24 protein-coding genes are annotated in these 24,524 nt (G+C 66.2%); 7 read left to right on the top strand and 17 right to left on the bottom strand.

Translation table 11 applies throughout. The features are described 5' to 3' along the window. Positions 1-2: 2 nt before the first annotated feature. The 3 genes from M2332_RS09670 to M2332_RS09660 are packed head-to-tail and all read right to left on the bottom strand — an operon-like array spanning position 3 to position 2,953. Complete coding sequence (locus M2332_RS09670; protein ID WP_264573872.1) at positions 3-1,451, bottom strand: type II and III secretion system protein family protein; 1,449 nt, start codon at positions 1,449-1,451, stop codon at positions 3-5. A 1-nt stretch (position 1,452) separates the two neighbouring features. Then, positions 1,453-2,424 carry a Flp pilus assembly protein CpaB gene (gene cpaB, locus M2332_RS09665; RefSeq protein ID WP_181561222.1) on the bottom strand — a complete coding sequence of 324 codons (972 nt, stop codon included), beginning with the start codon at positions 2,422-2,424 and terminating at the stop codon, positions 1,453-1,455. 55 nt (positions 2,425-2,479) lie between these two features. Continuing rightward, positions 2,480-2,953, bottom strand: coding sequence for a prepilin peptidase (locus tag M2332_RS09660; RefSeq protein ID WP_181561223.1), 474 nt, complete (start codon positions 2,951-2,953; stop codon positions 2,480-2,482). Between the two features lie 100 nt (positions 2,954-3,053). On the opposite strand from M2332_RS09660, the gene M2332_RS09655 reads away from it, so the two are divergent. Further along, complete coding sequence (locus tag M2332_RS09655; RefSeq protein ID WP_264573871.1) at positions 3,054-4,175, top strand: NAD(P)/FAD-dependent oxidoreductase; 1,122 nt, start codon at positions 3,054-3,056, stop codon at positions 4,173-4,175. A 36-nt stretch (positions 4,176-4,211) separates the two neighbouring features. Here the strand turns inward: M2332_RS09655 and M2332_RS09650 are convergent, their stop codons facing one another. Beyond that, positions 4,212-4,859: a c-type cytochrome gene (locus M2332_RS09650; protein ID WP_181561225.1), complete on the bottom strand. Its 648-nt coding sequence runs from the start codon at positions 4,857-4,859 to the stop codon at positions 4,212-4,214. A gap of 231 nt (positions 4,860-5,090) precedes the next feature. Between M2332_RS09650 and M2332_RS09645 the strand changes: the two genes are divergently transcribed. The 5 genes from M2332_RS09645 (at position 5,091) to M2332_RS09625 (ending at position 10,202) form a co-directional block, all read left to right on the top strand. After that, entirely contained in the window at positions 5,091-5,591 is a 501-nt protein-coding gene (locus tag M2332_RS09645) for a MarR family winged helix-turn-helix transcriptional regulator (protein WP_181561226.1), read from the top strand. Between the two features lie 89 nt (positions 5,592-5,680). Beyond that, the gene (locus M2332_RS09640; RefSeq protein ID WP_264573870.1) at positions 5,681-6,649 is read left to right on the top strand and encodes an NAD(P)-dependent oxidoreductase; all 969 of its coding nucleotides are present in this window, start codon (positions 5,681-5,683) and stop codon (positions 6,647-6,649) included. 6 nt (positions 6,650-6,655) lie between these two features. Beyond that, positions 6,656-7,876 carry a glycerate kinase gene (locus M2332_RS09635; protein ID WP_264573869.1) on the top strand — a complete coding sequence of 407 codons (1,221 nt, stop codon included), beginning with the start codon at positions 6,656-6,658 and terminating at the stop codon, positions 7,874-7,876. Positions 7,877-7,964: 88 nt separating this feature from the next. After that, positions 7,965-8,864, top strand: a complete 900-nt coding sequence (locus M2332_RS09630; protein ID WP_264573868.1) for a TauD/TfdA dioxygenase family protein — start codon at positions 7,965-7,967, stop codon at positions 8,862-8,864. 168 nt (positions 8,865-9,032) lie between these two features. Further along, positions 9,033-10,202 (top strand): amidohydrolase family protein, encoded by a 1,170-nt coding sequence (locus tag M2332_RS09625; protein ID WP_264571772.1) that lies wholly within the window; start codon positions 9,033-9,035, stop codon positions 10,200-10,202. Between the two features lie 74 nt (positions 10,203-10,276). Here M2332_RS09625 and M2332_RS09620 read toward each other — a convergent pair whose 3' ends face one another. From M2332_RS09620 to M2332_RS09605, 4 genes are all read right to left on the bottom strand, one after another. After that, complete coding sequence (locus M2332_RS09620; RefSeq protein WP_264573867.1) at positions 10,277-11,272, bottom strand: alpha/beta hydrolase; 996 nt, start codon at positions 11,270-11,272, stop codon at positions 10,277-10,279. A 32-nt stretch (positions 11,273-11,304) separates the two neighbouring features. Then, positions 11,305-12,291 (bottom strand): zinc-dependent alcohol dehydrogenase family protein, encoded by a 987-nt coding sequence (locus M2332_RS09615; RefSeq protein WP_264573866.1) that lies wholly within the window; start codon positions 12,289-12,291, stop codon positions 11,305-11,307. Positions 12,292-12,324: 33 nt separating this feature from the next. After that, positions 12,325-13,260 carry an SDR family NAD(P)-dependent oxidoreductase gene (locus tag M2332_RS09610; RefSeq protein WP_264573865.1) on the bottom strand — a complete coding sequence of 312 codons (936 nt, stop codon included), beginning with the start codon at positions 13,258-13,260 and terminating at the stop codon, positions 12,325-12,327. A gap of 219 nt (positions 13,261-13,479) precedes the next feature. Further along, the gene (locus M2332_RS09605; RefSeq protein WP_264573864.1) at positions 13,480-14,043 is read right to left on the bottom strand and encodes a hypothetical protein; all 564 of its coding nucleotides are present in this window, start codon (positions 14,041-14,043) and stop codon (positions 13,480-13,482) included. A 217-nt stretch (positions 14,044-14,260) separates the two neighbouring features. On the opposite strand from M2332_RS09605, the gene M2332_RS09600 reads away from it, so the two are divergent. Further along, positions 14,261-15,811 carry a TetR/AcrR family transcriptional regulator C-terminal domain-containing protein gene (locus M2332_RS09600; RefSeq protein ID WP_264573863.1) on the top strand — a complete coding sequence of 517 codons (1,551 nt, stop codon included), beginning with the start codon at positions 14,261-14,263 and terminating at the stop codon, positions 15,809-15,811. A 31-nt stretch (positions 15,812-15,842) separates the two neighbouring features. Here M2332_RS09600 and M2332_RS09595 read toward each other — a convergent pair whose 3' ends face one another. The 9 genes from M2332_RS09595 to M2332_RS09555 form a co-directional block, all read right to left on the bottom strand. Then, the gene (locus M2332_RS09595; protein WP_264573862.1) at positions 15,843-16,739 is read right to left on the bottom strand and encodes a pirin family protein; all 897 of its coding nucleotides are present in this window, start codon (positions 16,737-16,739) and stop codon (positions 15,843-15,845) included. Positions 16,740-16,809: 70 nt separating this feature from the next. Then, entirely contained in the window at positions 16,810-17,907 is a 1,098-nt protein-coding gene (locus M2332_RS09590; protein ID WP_413715952.1) for a branched-chain amino acid aminotransferase, read from the bottom strand. A 114-nt stretch (positions 17,908-18,021) separates the two neighbouring features. Next, the gene (locus M2332_RS09585; protein WP_264573861.1) at positions 18,022-19,272 is read right to left on the bottom strand and encodes an MgtC/SapB family protein; all 1,251 of its coding nucleotides are present in this window, start codon (positions 19,270-19,272) and stop codon (positions 18,022-18,024) included. Between the two features lie 2 nt (positions 19,273-19,274). Further along, the gene (locus M2332_RS09580; RefSeq protein ID WP_264573860.1) at positions 19,275-19,649 is read right to left on the bottom strand and encodes a DsrE family protein; all 375 of its coding nucleotides are present in this window, start codon (positions 19,647-19,649) and stop codon (positions 19,275-19,277) included. Continuing rightward, positions 19,646-20,404 (bottom strand): HesA/MoeB/ThiF family protein, encoded by a 759-nt coding sequence (locus M2332_RS09575; protein ID WP_264573859.1) that lies wholly within the window; start codon positions 20,402-20,404, stop codon positions 19,646-19,648. The genes M2332_RS09580 and M2332_RS09575 overlap by 4 nt, the downstream gene beginning before the upstream one ends. 15 nt (positions 20,405-20,419) lie before the next feature. Further along, positions 20,420-20,878 (bottom strand): dUTP diphosphatase, encoded by a 459-nt coding sequence (gene dut, locus M2332_RS09570; protein WP_264573858.1) that lies wholly within the window; start codon positions 20,876-20,878, stop codon positions 20,420-20,422. Next, complete coding sequence (gene coaBC / locus M2332_RS09565) at positions 20,859-22,112, bottom strand: bifunctional phosphopantothenoylcysteine decarboxylase/phosphopantothenate--cysteine ligase CoaBC (protein WP_264573857.1); 1,254 nt, start codon at positions 22,110-22,112, stop codon at positions 20,859-20,861. The genes dut and coaBC overlap by 20 nt, the downstream gene beginning before the upstream one ends. 57 nt (positions 22,113-22,169) lie before the next feature. Further along, positions 22,170-23,708 carry a 2-polyprenylphenol 6-hydroxylase gene (ubiB, locus tag M2332_RS09560; RefSeq protein ID WP_264573856.1) on the bottom strand — a complete coding sequence of 513 codons (1,539 nt, stop codon included), beginning with the start codon at positions 23,706-23,708 and terminating at the stop codon, positions 22,170-22,172. Between the two features lie 48 nt (positions 23,709-23,756). Further along, the gene (locus M2332_RS09555; RefSeq protein ID WP_264573855.1) at positions 23,757-24,488 is read right to left on the bottom strand and encodes a class I SAM-dependent methyltransferase; all 732 of its coding nucleotides are present in this window, start codon (positions 24,486-24,488) and stop codon (positions 23,757-23,759) included. Positions 24,489-24,524: the final 36 nt, after the last annotated feature.

Below are 24,524 nucleotides of genomic sequence, written 5' to 3'. Positions count from 1 at the left end.
CCTCAGAAGCTGAAGCCGGGTGCGGCATTGCCCGAGCGCGCGGCGACGCTGCCCTGCTCGACCGTCTTGGGAGGCAGGGGTTGCGGCGTGGGCCGGGCATCGCCGGATCTACCGTCGTGGATCTGACCACCCAGAATGCGTTGCGCGTCATCGGCACTGCGATAACCGTCAGTCGGCAGCGCGATCTGGCGCGCGTCGACCGGGCGCACGAGATAGGGCGTGACGATGATCACCAGCTCGGTTTCCTGGCGCCGATAGCTCTGCGACTTGAACAGATTGCCAAGAATGGGGATGTCGCCCAGGAACGGCGTCTTCTCGATCGTGTTGCCGCTCGCCGTGGAGAGCAGGCCGCCGATCATGAAGCTCTGGCCCGAGCCCAGTTCCACGGTCGTCTCCGCGCGGCGGGTCTGGATGCCGGGAATGTCGAACCCACTCACGCGCACCGCCGAGCTGCTGTCGAGCTGCGAGACCTCGGGCCGCACGCGCATCGAGATGCGGCCATTGGCAAGCACCGTGGGAGTGAATGCCAGACTGACGCCATATTGCTTATATTCGACGCTGACCTGCTGCTGGGTCGCGATGGGGATCGGCACCTCGCCACCCGCGAGAAAACTCGCCGTTTCGCCGGAGAGGGCCGTCAGGTTCGGATTGGCCAGCGTGACCGCCAGGCCCTGATTCTCTGCGAGATCAAGCGTGCTGAGCACGTTGAGGCCGAGCAGATTGCCCGCGAAGGCCATGGACGTGCCATTCTCGATGACGTTGAACTGGCCCGTCGCCAGCGAGCCGGGGTTGCCCCGGCCAATGCCGAACTGGAAGCCGCCCGTCGTATCCTGCGTAAGGATGTTAAAACCGAGCGATTTCGTGAAGTTCTTGTTCACTTCCGCAATGCGGACCTGCAGGTTGACCTGCAGCGGCGTCGCGGTGCGCAGTCGGCTGACGACGTTGGTGTCGGCGCCCGAGAAGGCCTGGACGAGCCGCTGGACCTCCGCTGCGTCTTCCGGCGCTGCGACGGTGCCGGTGAGCAGCACCATGCCGTTCATGGTGTTCACCTGCACGTCCGATTCGGGCATGGCGAGGCGGAGCATCTGGTCGATGCTGGTGATGTTGTTCCCCACCCGCACGGCATTGGCGTAGAGCATCTTGCCGTCGCGCGCGGTGATGAACACGTTGGTTTCGCCCGATGCCTTTGCGATCAGATAGACCTGCCGCTGCGAGCGGACATGCACATCGACCACATTGGGGTTGGCGATCACCACGTCGGTGAGATTGGCCGGCAGGTTGATCACCCGGCTTTCGCCAACGGCCAGCAGCAGCGTGCCGTCGGTCTTGGGCGCCATGGTCGCCTGGGCATGAAGGGCCGGCGCCACGGTAGCGCTGACGGTCAGGGCGAGCGCGGTGGCAAGAACGCCGGTCGCGGTGCGCGCCATACGGAGCCTAGACGGGCTGCTCATCTCACTTGCTCCCCAGCTCGACATTGGTGACCGCCGTCCCCCGCGCCACGCGCACCATCGGACCATTGCCGGACGGCGCGCCCGAGGGATCGATGGGCTTGGCGGGAACCGTGCTGCGCTGATAGCGCGAGACGTCGGCACCGGTGGAATAGGTGGAGCGGCCATCGACCGGCCGCGCGGCGGTGATCAGCGTGTTGCCGCCATTCTCGGCATCCACCGCATCGATGTCGCCGGAGGCCAGCGCGGCTTCCAGCTCCTGCGTGTTGTCCGCCAGCGAGCGCAGCGCCAGCGACAGGGCACCGACAGTCTGGGCGACGCTGATCTTTTCGGCCATGCGCGGCGTGACTTCCATGGTCACGTTGGAGAATGTCCGCACCACCGGATTGCCCGATTCGTCGAGGGCGTTGGTGCGTTGATCGGTCGCCAGCACGCGCAGGTTACGCAGGATGGTCTCGGAGACCTTGAGGGGCGGGCCGTCGCCGCCGCCAGGCACGCTCTGCGTGAGAACCAGATCGACGCGATCACCGGGGAAAACAAAACCGGCAACGCTGCTCTGCACCGAGACGGGCACCGTCACGGCGCGCATGCCGGGGCTGAGGGCTGCGGCGAGAAAGCCGCGATCGCCCGGCTTGATCAGCGATCCCTGCGTGACCGGCTGCCCAGCAGCAATGGCGGTGCGCACGACCGCGCCCACCATCTGGGCCTCGTCGGCTTTCCCCTGAATATAATAGGCGTCCTCGACCAGTTCCTTCGGCCAGGGCTGGAAGCGATAGGCATCCGGCCCGACGATCGTCCCGACCGGCAGCGGCTTGGTCGCCACCAGCACATGCGGCATCTGCGCGGTATCGGGCATGGCCGATGCCGTTGCCTGTGGCGATCCCCCGCCGCTGGTGAACATGGACCGGGCGAGAAACGCCGCCGCCACCGCTATGATCAACGCGCCAGCAAGCAGCGCGATCTTCTTCGGTTCCATTTCGAAACTCGCCTCCAGTCGGCGGAGCCACCCCCGGCCCCAATCCGCGTGATCATTAAGTCAAATGGTTAAGATAGCGTTCGCCGAGAACCCAAAGGCCCGCGAGCGCAATGGCGACGCCGTAGGGGATCTCCGGCTGGCCGATTCGGCGCGTCGTCCGGTGGTGGACGACGGTCACGATGGTGACGAGGCCGCCGATCAGCGCCATGACGATGATGAGGGTCGACATTGCCGCCAGCGGAAGCCACAAGGCCAGCGCGCCAAGCATCTTGACGTCGCCCCCGCCCATCATGCCGAGCGCGAACAAGCCCGTGAACAGCAGGAAAACTGCGGCGGCCAGGCCGATTTGCAGCAGAACGTCAGGATAGAAGGACAGGCCATTGGCCCACCACCAGCAGGGCGCGAGCAGCGCGATGGCCAGATTGAGTCGGTTGGATATGATTCGGCTGCGCAGGTCCGTCGTCGCTCCCCATATGAGAAGCAAAGCCAGCATGGCGCTGAGCGCTGTCGATATCCAGACACCCGACATGATGGGGCACGACTAGAGTGTACGCCTTACCAAAGCGTAACCACTATCTGGCGCGCATTCCCTGGCTTTGTCGCGCTGCCACCGATTCGGAGCGGTGCCGATGACCTCGGTCGATATCCTAATCGTCGGCGGCGGTATCGCCGGGTTCAGTCTGGCCGCTGGCATTGCTGGCAACGCTCGGGTCATGCTCATCGAGCAGGAAGATCAGCCCGGCTATCACGCTTCCGGGCGGTCGGTGGCGTTCTGGGAAGAAACCTATGGCGGCCCCGGCGTGCAGCCGTTGACCAGTGCGAGCGGGCCGATGCTGGCGCGGCCGGAACCGTCATTTTCCGAGCATGGCTTTCTCTCGCCGCGCGGCGCCATCCATCTCGGCCGTCATGATCAACAGGTGCTAGCCGACCGCTTGATTGCCGATTTCGCGAGCAGCGACGTCCAGTTCACGCGACTCGGGCGGGAGGCGCTTGCCGAGGCTGTGCCGGGCATCCGCGACGAATGGACGATCGGTGTCGCGGCCCCCTCCTGTGCGGACATCGATACCGGCGGGCTTCTCGCTGCCTATCGGCGGGCCGCACGACGCGGCGGCGCGGAAGAGCGGCTGACGAATCGGCTGCTTTCAGCGCGCCGGGAGGGCGCTGGCTGGGCTGTGGAGACCAGCGACGGGCCGCTGGTGTGCGGCATCATCGTCGATGCAGCCGGCGCCTGGGCCGATGATGTCGCCCGGCGTTGCGGCGTCGTGCCGCTGGGCATCACGCCCCTGCGCCGGACGGTCGTGCAACTGCGCTGCCCAACGGCGCCCGCGCATGTCCCGCTGGTCATCGCGCTCGATGGAAGCTTCTACTTCAAGTCGGAAGGGCAGGGGCGCTTGTGGGTGACCCCGCATGACGAAACGCCGGACGATGCACGCGACGTGGTGCCGGAAGAGCTGGATGTCGCGCGCGCGGTCGATCGGTTTATGCAGGTCACCGACTGGCCGGTCGCGGCCGTGGAGCATAAATGGGCAGGACTCCGCAGCTTCGCGCCCGACCGGCTGCCGGTCTACGGCTATGACCCGGTTGTGCCCGGCTTTTTCTGGTTCGCGGGGCAGGGCGGTTTCGGCATGCAGACGGCGCCTGCCGCAGCACAGATCGGCGCGGCCACGTTGCTCGGCGAGGCGCTGCCGACGGCGCTCCGGCACATCGATGCATCCATCTATGCGCCGGATCGGTTCGGGTCGTCCCGCTGAAGCCGGACCTCATGGGCTCGGCTTCAGCCTGGCGGCTTATTTCAAGGTCTGGAGATAGGCGATGACGTCGGCGCGCTTGGCATCGTCGGCAATGCCCGCAAACGCCATCTTGGTGCCCGGCATCGCCTTCATCGGCGAGCGCAGATAGGTATTCAGCGCAGATGCCGACCAGGTAATGCCGCTCCCCTTGACGGCCGGCGAGTAATTGAACCCGGCGAGCGTTCCGGCCTTGCGGCCGACCACGCCGTGAAGCGAGGGGCCAAGACCATTTTTGTCAGGCTCGACAGAGTGGCACACGCGGCATTGTGCGAACAGCTTGGCGCCATTGGCGGCATCGCCCTCCGGCGCGGCGGCTGGGGCACTGGCGGGCGCCGAGGTTGCGACCTTCGCGGGGGCCGGTGTGGCCGCTGCGGTTTCCTTGGGTGCTGCAGTTTCGGCGGCAGGCTTTGTCGCTGCAGCCTCTGTCGCCTCGGCAGCCGGCGCGGGTGTGGTCGCCGCCTGATTGCCGGCTTCATTTGTGACAGGCACCGCCGCCGCGTTCACGGCGTTTTCCTGCACATTGTCAGGTTCGGAAACATTGTTCTGGGCCGGTTCGGCACTGCCGCCACAGGCCGAAAGCACGGCAAGGCAAGGCAGGATCAGGGCAGCGTGAGCGCGAGTCGACAGCGCGCGAAGGGTGGACATTGCAGCAACTCCCAACAATCTTATCTGTCGTCCTCTCCAACCCTCGCGGGCTTGTGCCCAAGCATCTGGCGTGGCGGACGGGCAGCGTCAACACTCAATTGTGCATTGCGATACGCTGGCCCGGCTAGGCGGCAATCCGGCCGGGCGTCAGCTCTCGGGTTGACAGGGGGCAAATGATCGGGCCTTTGGAACGACTTGCAATCAGGCGCGCCGGCCACGTGGGGGTTACTATTGGCTGAGAATTCTGAGGAACCGGCAGCCATCGTCCTGCCGACGATCACCGGCGGGAGCCGGCTGGATCGCGAATATGGGTTCACCTATCGCATGATCCTCGTCGCGCGCCGCTATCGCGCGATGCTGGACGAGCGCCTGCGTCCGCTGGGCTATGGTTCGGCCCGCATGGAAGCGCTCTCGACGATCGCCCGGTCGCCGGAACCGAGCGCGCAGATTGCCATCGCCAAGCGGATCGGTATCGAAGGGCCAACCCTGACGCGGATGCTCGATACGCTGGAAGCCGATGGCCTGGTGGTGCGGTTGCAGGACCCCAGCGACCGGCGCACCAAGCTGATCCAGCTCACGCCGGCCGGGCAGGAAGCGCTGGATGAAATCATGGCGGTTGCCCACGCCTTCCGCGCGTCGGTGCTGGAAGGGCTGAGCGACAAGGAGATTGATCAGGTCAATGTCGTCACCGACAAGCTCATGAGATTATTGTACGAATCTCCAATGGGCTGATTGCCTTTCGGGTCCGTCGCATCAGGCGCTGGACTTGGCCTGCCGCGCTAGATAGTTGCATTGCGAACGATCTAGGGAGAGCGATCCGCATGGCAACGGGCACGAACGAGCAGGTAGCGCACGGCGCGCCGCGCATTGTGCATCTCGACAAGATAACGATGGGCGGGTTCGAGATTCCCCGGCCCGGCACGGCCCATGAATGGATCGAGCATGATTTCACCGAGCCGCAGGAGGTGGCGGCTCGCCTCGCCGGCGCGCAGGTGGCGATCATCAACAAGGTGCGGCTGGACGCCGCCATGCTGGGCTCGCTGCCGGCCCTCAAGCTCATTGCCGTGACGGCGACCGGGACGGACGTGGTCGACAGCGTCGCGGCCAAGGCCCGGGGCATCGAAGTGCGCAATGTGGTGGGTTACGCCGGCACATCCGTCGCCGAGCATGTGATGATGCTGATCCTCGCGCTCGCTCGCGGGCTGGTGCCGTTTCGCAATTCGGTGGTTGATGGCCAATGGGAGAACGGCCGGGCCTTCTGCGTCTTCGCCGCGCCCGTGCGGGATCTTGCCGGGCAGCGGCTCGGTCTGTTCGGCAGCGGCGCGATTGCGCAGGCCGTCGCCAGTCGCGCGCAGGCGATGGGCATGGATGTCGTGTTCGCAGGGCGCCAAGGGCAGCCGGCCGGTGAGGGGCGGCTGGCCTTCGAGGAGGTGCTGGCGACCAGCGACATCATCAGCCTGCATTGCCCGCTGACGGACGACACGCGGCACATGCTCAACGCGCAGACGCTGGCCGGCATGAAGGCCGGTGCCGTCATCATCAACACCGCGCGCGGCGCCCTGATCGATCTCGATGCGCTGGAGGACGCGCTGGCGTCAGGCCATATCGGCGGCGCCGGAATCGATGTGGCGCCGGTCGAGCCGCCACCACCGGGCAGCCCCATTCTGCGCCTTGCTCAACGCGACAATGTGATCGTCACGCCGCACTCGGCATGGCTGAGCGCACAGGCGGTGACGGAAGTGGCGCGGCGCACCGGCGAGAATGTCGCAACCTTCCTGGCGGCCCGCTAAATGGCGATGAACCGGCGCGCTTTGCTGCAGGAGGCTTTTGCCGTCGCTGTGGCGGCGTGCAAGCGGGCCGAGACGATCATTGCGGCCCTGCCGCCCCGGCCCGAGGGGCGCGTGCTCGTCATCGCCGCAGGCAAGGGCGCCGTGCCGATGGCGCAGGCGGTGGAGCAGCACTGGCCGGATGCCACCGGCCTCGCCGTGACCCGCACTGGCTATGGCGGCCCGCTCACCCGCATCGAGCTGGTCGAAGCCAGCCATCCCGTGCCGGATGCTGCAGGTCTTGCGGCGGCAGAGCGATGCCTCGCCCTGGCTGAGAGCGCCGAGGAAGGCGATCTGCTGCTGGTGCTCCTTTCGGGTGGAGCCTCGGCCCTGCTCGCAGCGCCATCCCCGCCACTCGATCTCGCGGCCAAGCAGGCGGTGACCCGCGCGCTGGTGCGCTCCGGCGCGTCGATCGGCGAGATCAACATGGTGCGGCGCCACCTGTCGCGCATCAAGGGCGGACGCCTCGCGGCGGCTGCCTGGCCGGCGCAGGTCGTGACCCTTGCCGTCTCGGATGTGGTCGGCGATGTGCCGCAGGACATCGGCTCCGGCCCGACCGTGGGCGATGAAAGCACGGTGGCACAGGCGCAAGCCGTGCTGGCGCGCTATGGCATTGCCGATCCGGGCGGCTGGAGCGAATCGATCAAGCCGGATGATCCCCGCCTGGCGGAGAGCCGGTTTGAGGTGGTCGTCCGCCCCGATGACGCGCTGGATGCCGCCGCCGCATTTTTGCAGGCGCAGGGTTATGAACCGGTCATTCTCGATCGGGAGGCCCATGGCGATGCGCGCGAGGTCGCGCGCCGTCATGCCCAGGCCGCGATCCTGGCGCATAATCGTGCCCAACGCTGCGCGCTGCTCTCGGGCGGCGAATTGACGGTGACGGTCACCGGCCATGGGGTCGGTGGCCCCAATCAGGAATATGCGCTGGAGCTGGCCGGGCAGATTGCCGACCATCCCGGCGTGGCCGCGCTGGCTGCCGATACGGACGGGGTGGATGGCAACCGGGATGTCGCCGGAGCCTATGTCGATGGCGAAACCGGCTTTGCGCTGGACGAGGCCGGCATCGATGTCGAGGCAGTGCAGGCCGCCAACGATGCCGGCGGCGCTCTCGGTCAAGTGGGTGCGCTGTTCACGCCTGGGCCGACGCTCACCAACGTCAACGACTTGCGGATCATCCTGGTCGATCCTTGACGGCTCGGCATCGCAAGCATTGAATTTGCAAATCATTTGAATCGGAATTAATAGAAGCTGCATAAATAGGTGAGACGGGAGAGGTGCGATGGACGTCAGGAGGCTGCATCCGATTTTTGGCGCCGAATTGTCCGGTCCCGACCTGTCGCAAGTCCCAGACCAAGCGCTGATCGATCTCGTCGAACGCCTCATGGACGAGCACGTCGTGCTGTGCATCCGCTGCCAGGGGCATATCACGGATGAGGAGCATCTGCGCTTTGCCCGTGCCTTCGGCCCGCTCGAACTGCCCGGCATGTATCGCCCGGATGAGCCGCGCCGGATGGCCTACGGCCTCTACGATGCCTCCAATCTCGACGTGAACGGCGAGATCGTGGACCGCGAATCGCTGCGGGCCAAGTTCGCCAAGGGCAATGAGATTTTCCACGCGGACAGCAGCTTCAACGACATGCCGAGCAAATGGTCGATGCTGCGCGGTGTGATCGTCCCGCCGGAGCGCGGCGACACCGAGTTCGTGGATCTGCGCCATGTCTATGATGAACTTCCGCAGGCGATGAAGGATCGCATCGAGACTCTTGTTGCCGAGCACAGCTTTGCGGCCAGCCGCATCAAGGGCGGCGCCAGCCCCGAGGAAGCGGCCCGTATCCGCGAGATCATGCCGGGCGCGATGCAGCCTATGGTGCGAATCAGTCCCTCGGGTCGCAAGAGCCTGTTCGTGGGCAGCCATGCGTTCCGCGTCGAGGGGCTGAGCGATGCCGAGGGCACGGCCCTGATCGACGAATTGATCGCCTTCGCTAGTCAGGAGAAGTTTATCTACGCGCACAAATGGCGCCAGGGCGACCTGCTGATCTGGGACAATCGCTATGCGCTGCACCGTGGGACTGCGTTCGATTATGTGCGTTACAAGCGCGATTTGCGCCGCGCCAACGTCAATGAATATGGCGAGGAGCGCAGCGCGATCACCGCGCCGTTACGCTCCATTTCCAATTGAGGAGCGCCGGCCGGGTTGAACCGAAGGGCAAAGGCGACGGAAATGCTTGCATTGCTCCATGAAAAGCTGCAAGATAGTTAGGTAGCTAATTACATTGCTGAGGACCGAAGGCTGTCGGCACAAAGCCGTCCTCGTTTCATTCGGTCTTCAGGCGAGAGGAGCAGGCCCATGGATTATCCGCTGATCAGTTGTGACGATCACCTCGATCTCAATCAACTTCCCACCGATCTCTGGACGAGCCGGCTGCCCGACCATCTGAAGGATCGCGGCCCCAAGGTCGAGATGGTCGATGGCCGCGCCACCTGGATGAGCGACGGCAAGAGCCTGGGCGGCTGGTCGGGTGCGCCGAGCACGATGACCGGTCCCAAGCCGATCTTCACCGCCCTGGATCGCGGTGGCATTGTCGATCAGACCGAGCGTCGCCCTGCGGTCGCCGAACTGCGACTGGCCGACATGGATCGGGATGGCGTGTACGCGCATGTCATCTTCGGCCCGGTCACCTCGCTCGATTTCGACGACAAGGAACTGCGCGACGCCTGCTACGGCGCCTATAATGAATGGCTCAAGGAGTTCTGTTCCGCCGCTCCTGACCGGTTGATCGGCGTGCCGATGCTGCCGCCCGAGCCGGAGGCGGCCGTCGCGATGCTGCAGAAGATCGTCGATCTGGGCGGCTTCAAGCAGGCCAATCTGCAGATCGCCATGGCCCAGCCGCGCCTTGAGGACGAGCGCTGGGAGCCGCTGTGGACCATGCTGGAGGAGAATAACATCATTCTCTCCTTCCACGTGACTGTGTTCCCGAGCGTCAGCCGCGCGTTCGACAAGTATAAGGGCAGCCCGGGCGCCACCTTCCTGCACGTGAAGATGTTCATCGAGCAGTTCATGGACCCGTTTGTGGACCTCTTTGCCTGGGGCATTCTCGAGCGTCACCCCGGCCTCAAGATCGTCATTGCAGAGAGCGGCATTGGCTGGCTGCCATGGGTGATCGAGGAGCTGGATTATCGCCACTGGCGCCTGTGGGAAGCCGAGGAATTCTGGAACGCGCGCGGTGGCATCCCGCACAAGATGAAGCCGTCCGAGCTGTTCAAGCGGCAGGTTTATGGCACGTTCCAGCAGAGCCCGACGGCAATCGCGCTGCACAAGTTCTACGGTGAGGACAAGCTGCTTTGGGCGACGGACTATCCGCACCCGGACAGCATCTGGCCCAACAGCCGCAAGGTGCTGGCCGAGTTCACCGAGGGTGCCGATCCGGCGCTGGTGCGCAAGATTGCCTATGAGAATGCCGCCAAGCTCTATGGGCTCGACATTCCGGCCCGCGTGGACGCGATCGCCGCTGAGTAAGCGCGCAATTCGCTGTGAGATAGGAAAAGGGAGGGCGCGCGCTCTCCCTTTTTCATGGCCAGCCCGCGGCTGCGCTAGCTCTGCTGCGGCACCACGCGCCCGATGAACCGGGCAACCTCGCGCTCGATTTCCCTGTTCTCCGGCACCTCGCCCCAGCCGAACCCGGCGTGCGGCATCGCTTCCCACACGTGCAATTCGGCATCAACGCCCGCCTCTCGCAACTTGCGGTGGAAGAGCACGGAATTGGACAGGAAGAGATCGCGCGTTCCAGTCTGCACCAGTGTCGGCGGAAAGCCCCGGGTGAAGTCGCCGAAGAGCGGGGAAAGATAGGCCTGCGTGAGGTCATGGCCGCTGGCGTAGAGCGCGTTGCACTCCGGCAGCCCGCGCTTGAGCACCACATCCAGCTCTTCATTGGTGAGGAAGCTGTCACCCGACTCGGTCAGATCGACTTCGGGCGTCAGCAGCACGAGACCGGCGGGGAGCGGCAGGCCCTGATCGCGAATCATCAGCGTCACAGCCGCGGCGAGATTGCCGCCGGCGGAACTGCCGCCAATCACGATGCGGCGCGGATCGGTCCCGGCCTGCAACGCCCGATATACCGCAAGGCAATCCTCCGGCGCAGCCGGGTAAGGGTGGTCGGGCGGCATACGATAATCCACCGAGACGACCCGGCAGCCCAGCGCCGCTGCCTGCCGGGCACCGGTCGCCTTGGCGAATGCGCCACCGCCGAAAACAAACGCGCCGCCATGAATGAAGAGATAGACCGGACCATCATCTGCTGTTCCGGCGTCCGGCACGCAATCATGGCAGGTCACGCCGGCGATCTGCACGGTGTCGATGGTCACCGGCAGCGTGGCGAGCATGGCTTGCGCCATGGGCTCCCACATGGCGTTGCTGGCCGCCAGCTGTTCCCGCCAGCCTGCCAGATCGGTCGCGGCAGGCCAGTTCGTCGCCGGCGTGGCGGCGCCCGCGATCAGCGCTTGCCGGGCTTGCGGGCTGATCGTCCGGGGTGGCGGGATGTCCCGCGCCGGGAGCTTCACGCTGGTCTGGCCGTGCTCTTCATCCGCCATATTTCTCTCCCGCATCGACGCCGCCATCCGGTTCAGACAGTGACGACGATCTTCCCGATTTGCTGGTTCGATTCCAGATAGCGATTGGCTTCCACGATCTCGCTGAACGGGAAGGTGCGCGCGATCACCGGTTTGAGCTTGCCCAGCTTCAATCCCAGCAGGATGTGTTCCTGCGCGCGCTTGTACCGCTCGGGGTGGTTCCAGATTTCCGAGGCGACCCAGCCGCGCATCGCCAGGCCTTTGAACGCCATATTCCAGTGGGGATAGGGGGTCGGCTGTTCGGACAGGCCGCCATAGATGAACAGGATGCCGCGTTCGGCCATCGCGCTGGTGAGCGTCTGCACATAGGGCCCCTGCACCGGGTCGAACACTAGTCGCGCGCCTTTGCCGTCGGTGATCTGCATCACGGCCTCGACCAGATCCGTCTCCCCGGTCGCGATGACATGGGCGGCCCCGTGCGCCTTGAGCGCCTCGGCCTTGTCGCTGGTGCGCGTGGCGGCAATCGAGACGGCGCCGGCCCAGTTGGCGAGCTGAATCGCAGCGAGACCGACACTGCTGGAGGCTGCGGGAATGATGACATAGTCGCCGATGCCGGCCTTGCCGACCTCGATGATCGCATAGGCCGTCATATACTGCATCCACACTGCCGCAGCCTGCGCGGCGCTGAGGCCGGGTGGTGCGTGCAGGAGGCAGCGGGCCGGCACGATCGCCTGCTCGGCCCAGACGCCATATTGGCCGAGCGGATACATGGGCAGGGCACAGACCCGATCACCGACGGTGAAGCCCGACACGCCATCACCCAGAGCTTCGATGATGCCGCAGGCCTCATAGCCGATCAGCGTCGGCAATGTCGGCTTGGTGGGATAGCGCCCCGCCCGGAACATCGCTTCGGAGCGGTTGAGGCCAATGGCTTCGACCCTGATCCGCACTTCACCAGGGCCGGGCGCGCCGACCGCGATCTCGTCGAAACGGAGCACGTCAGGCGGCCCCAGTTCATGCACGCGGACGACCTTTGCCATCTGTTCTCTCCTGTTGCGGTCAGTTCCGCCGTCTCAAAGCGGTTCGTCGAGCGGCTGCTGCTCGTCGTAGATCGGGTTGTACATGAGCGTTCCGAACTGGGCGACGAGATTGGCGCGGGCCTCGTTCGGTGCTTCAACCGGAATGGCACGGACCAGCGCCTTGCTGCGCGCTTCGATCCCGCGCTGGAACTCCGGGTGGGTCATGATGAACAGGTCGCGGCGGCGAATGCCGCGCAGCACGCGCTCACCCACTTCCTCGCTGGACATGAAGAGGCTTGGGTCGAACCCGGGTGCCGGCCGCGCATCCTTCTTCGCGCCGACGGCCTCGGAGGCCGGGGGCGGCGCATCGTTGCGCAGATGCTCGGGGCGGGTGGCGTTGGTCGTGCTGCCGAGCTGGGTCTGCACTGGGCCGGGGAAGAAGACCGAGGCGCCAAGCGCGGTGCCGCGCAGATCGGTGGCAAGGCTCTCGAACATGCCGGCCACGCAGAACTTGGCGGCGCAATAGAGCCCGGCATTGCCGACCGCAGAAAAGCCGCCGGTCGAGGATGTGACGACGATCTGTCCTTCCTCGCCATGCTTGAGCATCCGCGGCAGCATGGTGACGAGCCCGTTGACGACGCCGCCGACATTGACCGACATGTTGAAGTCCCAGTCCTTGTAGGTCGCCGTCAGCATCGAGCCGGTGACGCCCACGCCGGCGTTGAGCGCCAGCACATGGATATTGCCGAACTGCGCCTCGGCTTCATCGGCGGCGCGTGCCCAGCCATCGCGGTCTGCGACATCCAGCTTGATGGCGTGAACGGCCAGATTGGTCTTGGCAAAGCCTTCCATCGCCTGATCGAGCGCGTCCTGACGGATGTCGGCGATAACGACCCGCATCCCCGCTTCGCCGAAGGCCTTTGCCATGCCCCAGCCCATGCCGCTCGCGCCGCCGGTGATGAAGGCCGTCTTGCCACTCACGTTCAACATCAGATCACCTCTCCTCAATCCGCCTGCTCATGCGGGATGGCACGGCCCTATCGAGATCAGGATGACTAAGTCCACAAAAAAGCGGCGGCGCGTGTCTGGCATGGCTGCGGCTAGCAACGGGCGGATGTGCAATAAGCCGGCGGTAGGCGCGGCGCCGCTCCTGCTCGCAGCGAGCCGGCGGTTTGTTGATTAGGTCTTTCCGCCGGATGCCGCGCGCGATCAGCGCACGCGGTTCACGCGCACAGCCGCCTGCCGCCCGACCTGCATCAGATAGCTGCCGAGCGCGCCCTTGCGGATGGTGACCGAGTCCTGGGGGGCGGGCGGCTGGAAGGCAGTCATCCGCTCCGTCATCCGCCAGACCGCGCCATCCCCGAGCGTGACCTGCCAGAGCCCCGGGCCGATCTCGCGCACGCTTGCCACGGTGGCGCTTGTTTCCTTGTCGTCCTGCGATGCGCGGGGCTGGCGCGTGGCGCGCTCCACCTGCTCGGCGCCAAAGCCGGTCGTCGCTGCGGGGGCGGGCGGGGCAGCCGGTGCGGGCGCGGGGTTGCGGCTCGCACTGCCGGATGCGGGGGCGCCCGGCACAGGCGCGGGAGAAGAGGCGCCGCCTTGCGGCTGATTATACTGCGCCACCGAATCGTAGCAGGCGAGGCGAGCTTCCGTGGACCCAATTCTCGCGCAGGTCGCCAACTGGTCGTTCAGGCTGCCCTGCGCTTGGACCACACCGCCCAGTCCGGCTGCGACGATGATGAAGGCGCTGACTGTCGCCACGGATTTGCTGATCACCGGTCCTCTCGCTCCCACATATCTTGTCTTCTCGTGACGCGGTCGTCCGCGTGGCGAAAATCTTACTACGCCATCTATTGCGGGTCTAACGATTTTACGGGATCGCCCGGGGATGACTATTATGTCTGATTATTTTGCATAAACATTGACCGCTGCTCGAAAATGCGATGAATCTGGCCGAATCACGCGAAAGGTGGGTCTTTGGGGATCGGTCATCATGAATAAGGGGCGCGCGGCGCTCGGTTCGGTCCGGGCGCGCATCAGCAGGGCTTCGATTATCAGCGCCGGGCTGGCCCTGTTGGGCCGGTCGGGCCTGGACGGCTGCACTCTGCAGGCCGTCGCTGCCGACCTTGAAGCCGATCCGGCCGAAATCGAAGAGCATTTCGCGAGCGACGATCAACTTCTGACGGCGCTGGCGCAGGATATGGTGCGTGCTGCCGAGGGCGGCGCGGCAGGCCCGGGCTGGCGCGGTCGCCTTGCCTTGCGCGCGCAGACCAGCCGGGCCGCTATGCTCTCCAGTCGCGATGGCGCCAGGCTGTTCGCGCATGTCGCCTCGCGCTTTCCTCTCGCGGTGGGGACGCCGGACGCGGTCGCACCCTTGTGCGAGGTCGGCCTCGCACTCGATGAAGCCCGCGTGATCGCGCAGGCGCTCGAGCATTTCGTGATCGGGTGGACGCTGGTCGAGCAGGCCCGTGCCGAACCATCGGGACCGGACAGTTCCTTCGATCGCCAGCTGGATGTCCTGCTCGACGGCATCGACGCCGACGCCCCGTCGCCGGCGCCCGGCCCGCGGGACGAGCGTCAGGCCCGGTTCCAGTCCAAGCTCTGGGTCTTTCTGCGCAATGCCCGCGAGAGCGCGAATATCTCCTTCGCCCGCACCGCGCATATCAACGAGCTGGACCGGCGGATCCTGCTGCTCCTTCATGTCCAAGGGGGCATGACCCTCGCGCAGATTTCCCTGGCCTGCGGTGTCGACAAGGCGCAGATCAGCCGTGCCATCAAGCGCATGGGCGAGGTCGCCCTGCTGCTGCGCAGCGGCATCCGCAGCCCCATCCGGCTCAGCCCGAGCGGCAAGCAGCTGGCGGATCGGCTGCAGCGCCATGCCGAGCTGCGCAATCGGGAGCTCACCTTCGGCATCAGCGATGAGGAACTTCAGACGCTCTCCGGAGTGCTGGACATGCTGCTGACCCGCGCCATTGCCCTGTTCGAGCAGGAGCGCAAGCAGGCGGCGAGCAATCAGCGGCCCGAGACCGTGGCATTTCAGGATCTCGTCGATGAAGGCCTGCCGGACGAAAACGGTGTCGCGGCGGACCGCTCACGCGTGCTGCCGCCGTTCGTCACTCTGTGCTCCTACATGCTGCGCGGCGGTGCCCTTGCCCATAAGCGCCAGACCAGCCTTTCGAATTTCGAGACCTGGGTCATGGCGGAAATCTGCCGCAATCCGCCGATCAGCTGGCCCCAGCTGGTGCTGGCATTGGCGCGCGACCAGAGCCAGGCGGGCCGCACCGTCAATCATCTCATCGAGATCGGCCTGATCGAGCGGACCGGACGCCCGGGACGCCGCCACGGCTTCTTCGGTCCGACCGAGAAGGGACGCGCGGTGAGCCAGATCATTGAGGAGACAGCGGTTCGGCGCAGCGAGTTCCTGTTTCAGGGCATCCCTGCCGACCAGCTCGACAGCTTCATGACGACATTCGATGCGCTGACGCACAATGCCGAAGTCCAGCTCGATCGGGAGCGGGCGATCCAGGAAATGGATCGGGATTGAAGGCCTCCGCCCGGCCTGAAATCGTTCAGGCCTAGTCGGGCAGCGGAATGAACTCGCGCTCGCCGGGCACGATGTCGAACCGGCCCTGTCGCCAGTCGTCCTTGGCCTGTTCGATGCGATCGCGGGAGCTGGACACGAAGTTCCAGTAGATGTGCCGTGGCCCATCCAATGGCTCGCCGCCGACCAGCATGATGCGGGTCGGGCCATTGGCGCGCAGGACGATCTCGCTGTCCGGCTTGAAGATCACCAGTTCGCCGGCGTTGAAACCGCCGCTCTGGCCTTCCACCGCCAGCCCGCCCGAGATGACATAGACCGCGCGTTCGATATGGTCGGTGCCCAGCCGGTAGCGCGCGCCGTCCTGGAGCGCGACGTCGGCGTAGAGCATGTCCGAGAAGGCCTGCACCGGCGAGGTCAGCCCGTCGCTGCTCCCAGCGACGACGCGGATGCGCACGCCCTCTGCCTCCGTTTCGGGAATCGTGTCGGCGGGGTGATGGAAGAAAGCCGGATCGACCTCCTCCTTCGCTTGCGGCAGCGCGACCCAGGTCTGAAGGCCGAACAACGGCCCGCCTGCGGCGCGGGTATCATCGGCGCTGCGCTCGGAATGGACGATGCCGCGCCCTGCCGTCATCCAGTTGACGGCGCCGGGGCGCACCGGCTGGACCTTGCCCAGCGAATCGCGGTGGAGGATTTCGCCCTCCAGCACATAGGTCACCGTGGCGAGGCCGATGTGCGGATGGGGGCGGACGTCCAGGCCCTCGCCGGCCGAGAAGGTCGTCGGGCCGAACTGATCGAAGAACACGAAGGGGCCGACCATCCGGCGATGGGCCGATGGCAGCGCGCGCCGGACCTGAAAGCCATCGCCCAGATCGCGCACGGGCGGCAGGATGATCATGTCGACACTGTCGATGCCGGTCTGGCGCAAGGTCATCGGGACTGCTCCTTCAGATTGACTGCTTCATATCCTTTTACCGAATGACCAGCTCGGCTTGCCAACCGGCTTAGGCCAGTCTGGTCATCCAGCCATGCTCGTCCGGCTTCTGGCCGAGCTGCACGCCGACCAGTGCCTCGCGCAGCGCGCGGGCCACCTCGCCGCCGTCGCCATTGCCGATGACGAAATTGCCTTGGGTCGAGCGCACTTCGCCGATGGGCGTGATGACCGCAGCGGTTCCGCAGGCGAAGGCTTCCTTCAGCTTGCCGATCTTGGCGTCGGCCATCCACTGCTCGAAACTGTAGGGCTCTTCCTTCACCGTGTAGCCGGCATCCTCCGCGACGAGCCGCAACGAATCGCGGGTGACGCCGGGCAGGATCGAGCCGTTGAGCGGCGGGGTGATGATCGTGCCGTCATTGAACACGAACATGATGTTCATGCCGCCCAGCTCCTCGATCCACTTGCGCTCAACCGCATCGAGGAACAGCACCTGGTCGCAGCCATGTTCGATGCCGACGGATTGCGGCTGCAGGCTCGCCGCATAATTGCCGCCGCACTTGGCAGCGCCTGTGCCCCCGGGCACCGCGCGGACGTAATCATGGCTGACCCACAGCGTCACGGCCGACTTGCCGCTCTTGAAATAGCCGCCGACCGGGGACGCGATCACGCAATAGACATATTCGCGCGCCGGGCGGACGCCGAGGAAGGCCTCGCTGGCGAACATGAAGGGGCGCAGATACAGGCTGCCCTTGTCGGCATCCGGCACCCAGTCGATGTCCGCTGCGACCAGCTTGCGGATGCTCTCGACGAACAGATCCTCGGGCAGATGCGGCATGGCGAGGCGTGTGGCGCTCTGGTTGAAGCGGGCGGCGTTGGCCTCCGGGCGGAAGCTTGCGACGGACCCGTCCGGTAGGCGATAGGCCTTGAGCCCCTCGAAAATCTCCTGCGCATAATGGAGCACGGCGGCTGCCGGATCGAGCGGGATGGGCTGGCGCGGACCCAGTACGGCATCATGCCAACCCTGTCCCTCGGTATAGCGGATCGTCACCATATGATCGGTGAAGAGCGTGCCGAAACCGAGCGTGGCCATGGCGGCAACACGGTCCTCGGGCGAGGTGGGGGTGGCGAGCGGCTGGGTCGTGAAGTCCAACATACGAAATCTGTCCATTGAGGCTGGATGGGTTCAGGTGGCGCAGGCGGTATCAGGATAAAAGCAAGCTGTCATGCCCCCCGCGCGTCCGCTGGTGGCATCAGTTGCCGCGCCGTTGCAGGTGCGCCGCGCTCAGCCCAGCCAGAACAGGGCAGCGCCCGCCAGCGAGGCGAGCAGGGACGCAAAGAGCGGAGCGGATGCGATGATGCCATTGCGTCCCCCGGCCAGTACAAGCGCCATCACGCCTTTGACGGCGGTATTGGCGAAGACCGGGGCGGCGAGGATGAAGCCCGCCGTGGCGTTGTCGAGCGTTTGTGCGGGCAGGCCGGCAAGGGTGAGCACCGCCGCGTCCACATCCATGAAGCCGGTGAGGCCTATGACGACGGCGATGCCTTCGTCGCCCCAGACATCCAGCGCCCATCGCGCCACCAGCGAGAAGACGGCAACGAAGCCCGCCAGCATCAGCGCCGGGCCAAAATCAAAGGGATTGCCGAGCTTCACCGGTGCCCCATCCGGCGAATCGTCGCGGCGCCAGGCGATCAAGGCCATGATCGCCGAGACGACCAGCGCTGGGGCCAGCACCAGCGCAAGCGTGGGCAGGGCGCGGGGCACGAGGATGGCAGTCAACACCTGCACGCGCACGAACATGACGATGGTGGCGATGGCGATGCCGGCGGTCAGCACGCCGCGTAATTCCGGCTCGGTGCGCAGGCGGCGGGCGTACCAGGCCGTCACGGCAGTGGACGAGACGATGGCGCCGGTCAGCGCCATCATCAATACGCCCCGGCTGCTGCCGAACCGGCGCGCGACGACATAGCCAGCAAAGGAGAGCCCGGCGACCAGCACCACCACCATCCAGATCTGGCGGGGGTTCCAGGCCTCGTAGGGGCCATAATTGGCATCGGGTAGCAGTGGGAGGACGACGAGGGCGACCAGCGCAAAGCGGGCGACGCCCTCGATCTCGGCTTCCGTCAGCCCGCGCAGCAGGGTGTGCATCGAGTGGCGGGCGCTCAGCAACACGAAGGCCGCGCCCGCCGCCGCCAGAGCGATGGCTGGCGAGAGCGCCACTGCGGCATAGCCGATGGCGAAGGTCAGGAGCGCCGCCACAATCGTGGTGGCCGAAAGCTGGTCGTCGCGAATCGCCTGGCCGAAACCAATGAGTAGCGCGCCGACGACGCCAAGCGCCATGATCGCGGCGATCATCTCCGGCAGGAGCGCCGACAGGCCACCGGCAAAGCCGATCAGGCCGAAGGTGCGGAACCCCGCCACCCGTTGCCCGGCCTGCTTGTCGCGCTGCGTCCAGCCTCGTTCGAGGCCGATCAGAAGGCCGGCGGCGAGAGCAGCGAGAAGCCCGAGCAGCGATGGAGATAGAGCAAGGCTCATGGTCAGAGCGTCAGCAGGCGGATGTCCGGCCCAGCCGCTGCGAGAAAGGCAATGGGGCCAGTGATCTCGATACGGGAGTCGAGGCCGTCCGCCGCCACGCCTGCCATGGCAAGGCCGCTCTGGCAGAGGCTGATCGCCACGCCTTCATCCAGCGCATCATCCAGCAATTGCGCGAGCGTCGGCTCCCCAGCTGCAGTCCAGGCGGCGTCCTGCGGGGCGCGGATCGGGGTGCGCAACAGGGCAGCCGCCTCGCCTTGCAGGAAGATGCGGGCCGCGCTTCCCAGGGCGATCTCCGCCCGCGCGAGGGACAGGGCCGCGCGCAACCGAGACGGCTCGGCGCTGATGACGACGAGAGCGAGAGGCGGCCGCGCGCTCATGCGCAGGCCAGCGCGGCCTTGCAGGCCGGGTCCGGCGGAATGGCCATGGTCCGCAGACGACGGGCCAGCAGATCGAAGACAATGAGCTTGCCGGTCGTCGCTTCACCGAAGGGCACGAGGGCGCGGATGACCTCCAGCGCTGCCATCGATCCGATGATGCCGGTCAGCGCCCCAACAATGCCTTCCTCGGCGCAGGTGCGGGCGGGGTCGGTGCGGGTGTCGCCGACCAGGCAACGGTAGCAGGGCTGGCCGTCCTCCCATCCCCGCCAGACCCCGATCTGCCCCTCGAACTGGCCGACAGCAGCGCTCACCAGCGGAATGCGCAGCCGGGTCGCGGCGTCCGACACGGCGAGGCGCGTCTCGAAATTGTCGCAGCCATCCAGAATGATGTCGGCATCGCGCAGCAGCGTCGCGGCATTGTCGGCATCCAGCGCGGTGTTGATCGGAATGGCATGACAATCCGGGTTGAGGCGGCGCACGGCGTCCCGCGCGGCTTCCGCCTTCGGGCGACCGATGTCGTCGCTGGCGAACAGGATTTGCCGCTGCAGGTTGGAGAGGCTGACCCTATCATGATCGATGATGCGCAGGGTGCCGATGCCGGCTGCCGCCAGATAGGCGATGGCCGGGCACCCGATGCCCCCCGCACCGATGATCGCGACATGCGCGCCCGCCAGCCGGGCCTGCCCTGCGCCGCCGATCTCGCGTAGCACGATGTGGCGGGCATATCGCTCAAGCTGATCGTCGGTGAAGTCCATCGGTGCGACCGTGTGTCAGGCCGTGCGCACGCCGGTGGAGCCGAAGCCGCCTGCGCCGCGTGCTGTATCGTCCAGCGTCGTGACCTCCACCATCCGCGCGATCTGGACCGGCGCCACGATCAGCTGGGCGATACGGTCGCCGCGCTTGATCTCGAAATCCTCCGCGCCGAGGTTGATGAGGATGATCTTCAGTTCGCCCCGATAATCGCTGTCGATCGTGCCGGGCGTGTTCGGCAGCGTGATGCCGTGCTTGAGCGCCAGTCCTGACCGTGGCCGCACCTGCACCTCGAACCCCTCAGGAATGGCAAGCGCGAGACCGGTGGCCACCGCATGGCGGGCCATGCTCGGCAGCGTTACATCCTCGGCGGAGACCACGTCCATGCCGGCCGCCCCGGCGGTAGCATAGCTGGGCAAGGGTAGGTCTTCGCCATGGGGCAGGCGCTTCACCGCAATGTCAACGAGCGGCCAGTTCATCGGAAATCCTTTCAATCAGCCGCGTGGCGACAAGGGCTTTGGGCATGTCCGGCCAGTCTTCAACGCCCTGCGCCGTGACCAGATGGACGCTGTTGCGCGATCCGCCCATGACATCGCCGGACACGTCATTGGCGACGATCCAGTCCGCGCCCTTGCGCTGGCGCTTGGCGATGGCGTGGTCGACCACCGTTTCCGTCTCAGCCGCGAAGCCGACGAGCAGGGCGGGGCGCTGGGCGTGGCGCGCGAGCGTCGCGAGGATATCGGGATTCTCGGCCAGCGCGAGTGGGGCGGGCGCGCCCGAGCCATCCTTCTTGATCTTCTGCTCGGCCTCGTCTGCGGCGCGCCAATCGGCCACCGCTGCGACGAGGATGGCGATATCGGCCGGCAGCGCTGCCTCCACAGCGGCCTGCATCTCTCGCGCGGTCTGCACGTCCACCCGGGTGACGCCACGCGGCGTGGGCAGGCTGACCGGCCCTGCGACGAGCGTGACGCGCGCACCGGCCTGGGCGGCGGCGGCGGCAATCGCAAAGCCCTGTTGCCCGGAGGAGCGGTTGGCGATGTAGCGCACCGGGTCGATCGGCTCATGAGTCGGCCCGGCGGTCACCAGCACATGGCGGCCAAGCAGATTGGCGTGGCTGAGATCGGGCGCGTGGATCGTGCGGCTGGTGTCGGTCAGCAGGGCGGCCGGCGACGGCGCTTCCGCCAGCAGCCGCTCGATCTCCTGCACGATGGCGGTCGGGTCGGGCAGGCGGCCCTTGCCCCACTCGTTGCAGGCCATGGTGCCGACGTCCGGCTCCATCACATGGATGCCATCGCCGCGCAGCGTGTCGAGGTTTCGCTGGGTGGCCTTGTGGTGCCACATCCGCACATTCATCGCGGGGACGGCGAGTACCGGCTTGTCGGTGGCGAGCAGCACGGTGGTGGCAAGATCGTCGGCGATGCCCGATGCCATTTTGGCCAGGATGTTGGCGGTCGCCGGCGCGACGACGATCAGGTCGGCCTCGCGGCTGAGCTGGATATGGCCGATCTCGCGCTCCTCCTTGAGGTCGAACATGTCGCCATAGACATGATCCTCGGTGAGCACGCCGAAGGAGAGCGGCGTCACGAACTGGGTGGCGGCGTCGGTCAGCACGGCGCGCACGGCAAGGCCCTTGCCCTTGAGCAGGCGCACCAGTTCCAGCGCCTTGTAGGCGGCGATCCCGCCGGAGACGATGAGGAGGATCCGCTGGGTCATGATGGTTCCATAGCGGCTGGGCGCCGGTCCGGCTAGCGGCTCGGTAGGGGCGGGGCGTCAGGCAAGGAGCGCCATGGCACCCGCGCCGGCTGCTGCCGCCAGAATCGCCACGCCCGCATATCGCCAGAACCAGCCGACCTTCACCTGCACCAGCTTCACCGCCGGCAGGGGCGGCGGGGGCGGGGCGCCACCCGGCTCGGGATAGGCTTCCTCCAGTCGCCGGATGAGGCCGGGCAGGCGGCGGATCGTGTCCACGGTTTCATGGATCGAATCGGCGAGCTTGGCTTCGGGGCCGAGTTCGTCGCGCAGCCAGCTCTTCACATAGGGGCCGGAGACGTCCCACATGTTGATCGTCGGGTCGAGCATGGTCGCCACGCCTTCGACCATGACCATCGTCTTTTGCAGCAGCAGCAGATGGGGCTGCGTCTGCATGTCGAAATCGCGGGTGATGGCGAACAGGCCATCCAGCATCTGACCTACGGACAGCTCGCTCACCGGCTTGCCGCGCATCGGTTCGCCGACGGCACGCAGGGCGGTCGCGAACTCGGCGACATTGTGGTGGGCCGGCACATATTGCGCTTCGAAATGGATTTCCGCCACGCGGCGATAGTTGCCGGTGATGAGACCATAAAGGATCTCTGCCAGCCACAGGCGCGCGCGCCGGTCGATCCGTCCCATGATGCCGAAGTCGATGGCGACGATGGTGCCATCGGCCTGCACGAACAGATTGCCCTGGTGCATGTCGGCATGGAAGAAGCCGTCGGCGATCGCTTGCCGCAAGAAGGTGTTGACCAGCCGCGCGGCCAGATCCCTCAGGTCATGCCCGGCCGCGACCAGCGCCGCTCGGTCGCTGATCTTGATGCCGTCGATCCATTCGAGAGTCATCACCCGGCCGTTGGTGCGATCCCAGTCGATCTGCGGGATGCGATAGCGCGGCACGGCGGACATGGCCTCGGCCAGTTCGGAGGCAGAGGCCGCCTCGCGCCGCAGATCCAGCTCGCGCGCTGTCCAGCGCTTGAGATTGGCCACAACCAGACGCGGTCGGAGGCGCGAGGCCTCGCCGCCCAGTTGCTCCAGATGCGCCGCCGCCCATTCATAAGTGTCGATGTCGCGGTTGAATCGCTCGCGAATGCCCGGGCGCAGCACCTTGATGGCGACCGCGCGGCCGTCCGTCGTCACGGCACGATGCACCTGCGCGATGGACGCCGCGCCGACGGCCTGCTCATCGACGCTGGCGTAGATCGATTCGAGCGGTCGCCCGAAGCTGGCTTCGATCTCGGCGCGGATCGCGGAGAAGGGCATGGGCGGGAGCGCGTCCTGCAGCGACAGCAGATCGCGGGCAGCATCCTCACCGACCAGATCGGGGCGCGTCGCCAGCGACTGGCCGAGCTTGATCGCGGCCGGGCCAATGGCTTGAAACGCCTCCGCATAGCGCGGCTCCTTGGGCACGCGCGCACCGAGCCGCGCCAGCCGTGCGAGGCGGCGGACTGGGGCGGGCGTATTGCCATCCCGCTCGATACCGCGCAGCGCGCCATGCCGGGCGAGGGTCCGCCCCCATGAGAGCAGGCGCCAGAGATGGGTGATGTGGGCTGTCATGACCTTATCGCCTTGCGAAACGCACCATGGCGCTGCTGCGCTGGCGAATCATATCTTCCATCCAGAATGAATGGCGACGAGGCCGCCCATGATCGGCTCGGCCTTCGCTTGCACGAAGCCCGCCTCTTCGATCATGCCCTTGAACTTGGGCATGTCCGGGAAGCGGCGGATCGACTCGATGAGATAGCGATAGCTCTCCGCATCGCCGGCGATCATCTTGCCCAGCTTGGGCACCAGCTTGTGCGAATAGGCGTCATACACATCGCCGAAACCGGGCCAGGTGGTGCTGGAAAACTCCAGGCAGAAGAAGCGGCCGCCATATTTGAGCACGCGATGCGCCTCGCGCAGCGCGGCCGGGATATCGGTCACATTACGGATGCCGAACGCGATGGTGTAGGCATCGAAGCTGCGATCCCCGAAGATCAGCTGCTCGGCATTTTGCGGCTGCCAGACCAGCCCCTCGATGCCGCGCTTCTGCGCCCGCTTCATGCCGACGGCGAGCATATCCTCGTTGATGTCGCTCACCGTCACGCGCGCGCCATGCTTGGCCATGCGGAAGGCGATGTCGCCGGTGCCGCCCGCCATGTCGAGAATCGCCTCGTCCTTGCGCGGCTTTACGCGGCGGACGAACTGGTCCTTCCACAGCCGATGCATCCCGCCGGACATCGCGTCGTTCATGATGTCGTAGTTGCGGGCGACATTGGAGAAGACGTTGCCGACCAGCTTCGTCTTTTCCTCGGGGGCTACCTCACGATAGCCAAAGGACACTGTCTCGCTCATGGGGCCGGGCTCTAGCCGACTCTGCCTGTCGCGCAA

It is taken from the genome of Sphingobium sp. B11D3A (assembly GCF_025961695.1).
Classification (GTDB): Bacteria; Pseudomonadota; Alphaproteobacteria; order Sphingomonadales; family Sphingomonadaceae; genus Sphingobium.
The sequence above is the reverse complement of the archived record's forward strand: the minus strand, read 5'-3'. Positions and strand labels throughout refer to the sequence as shown.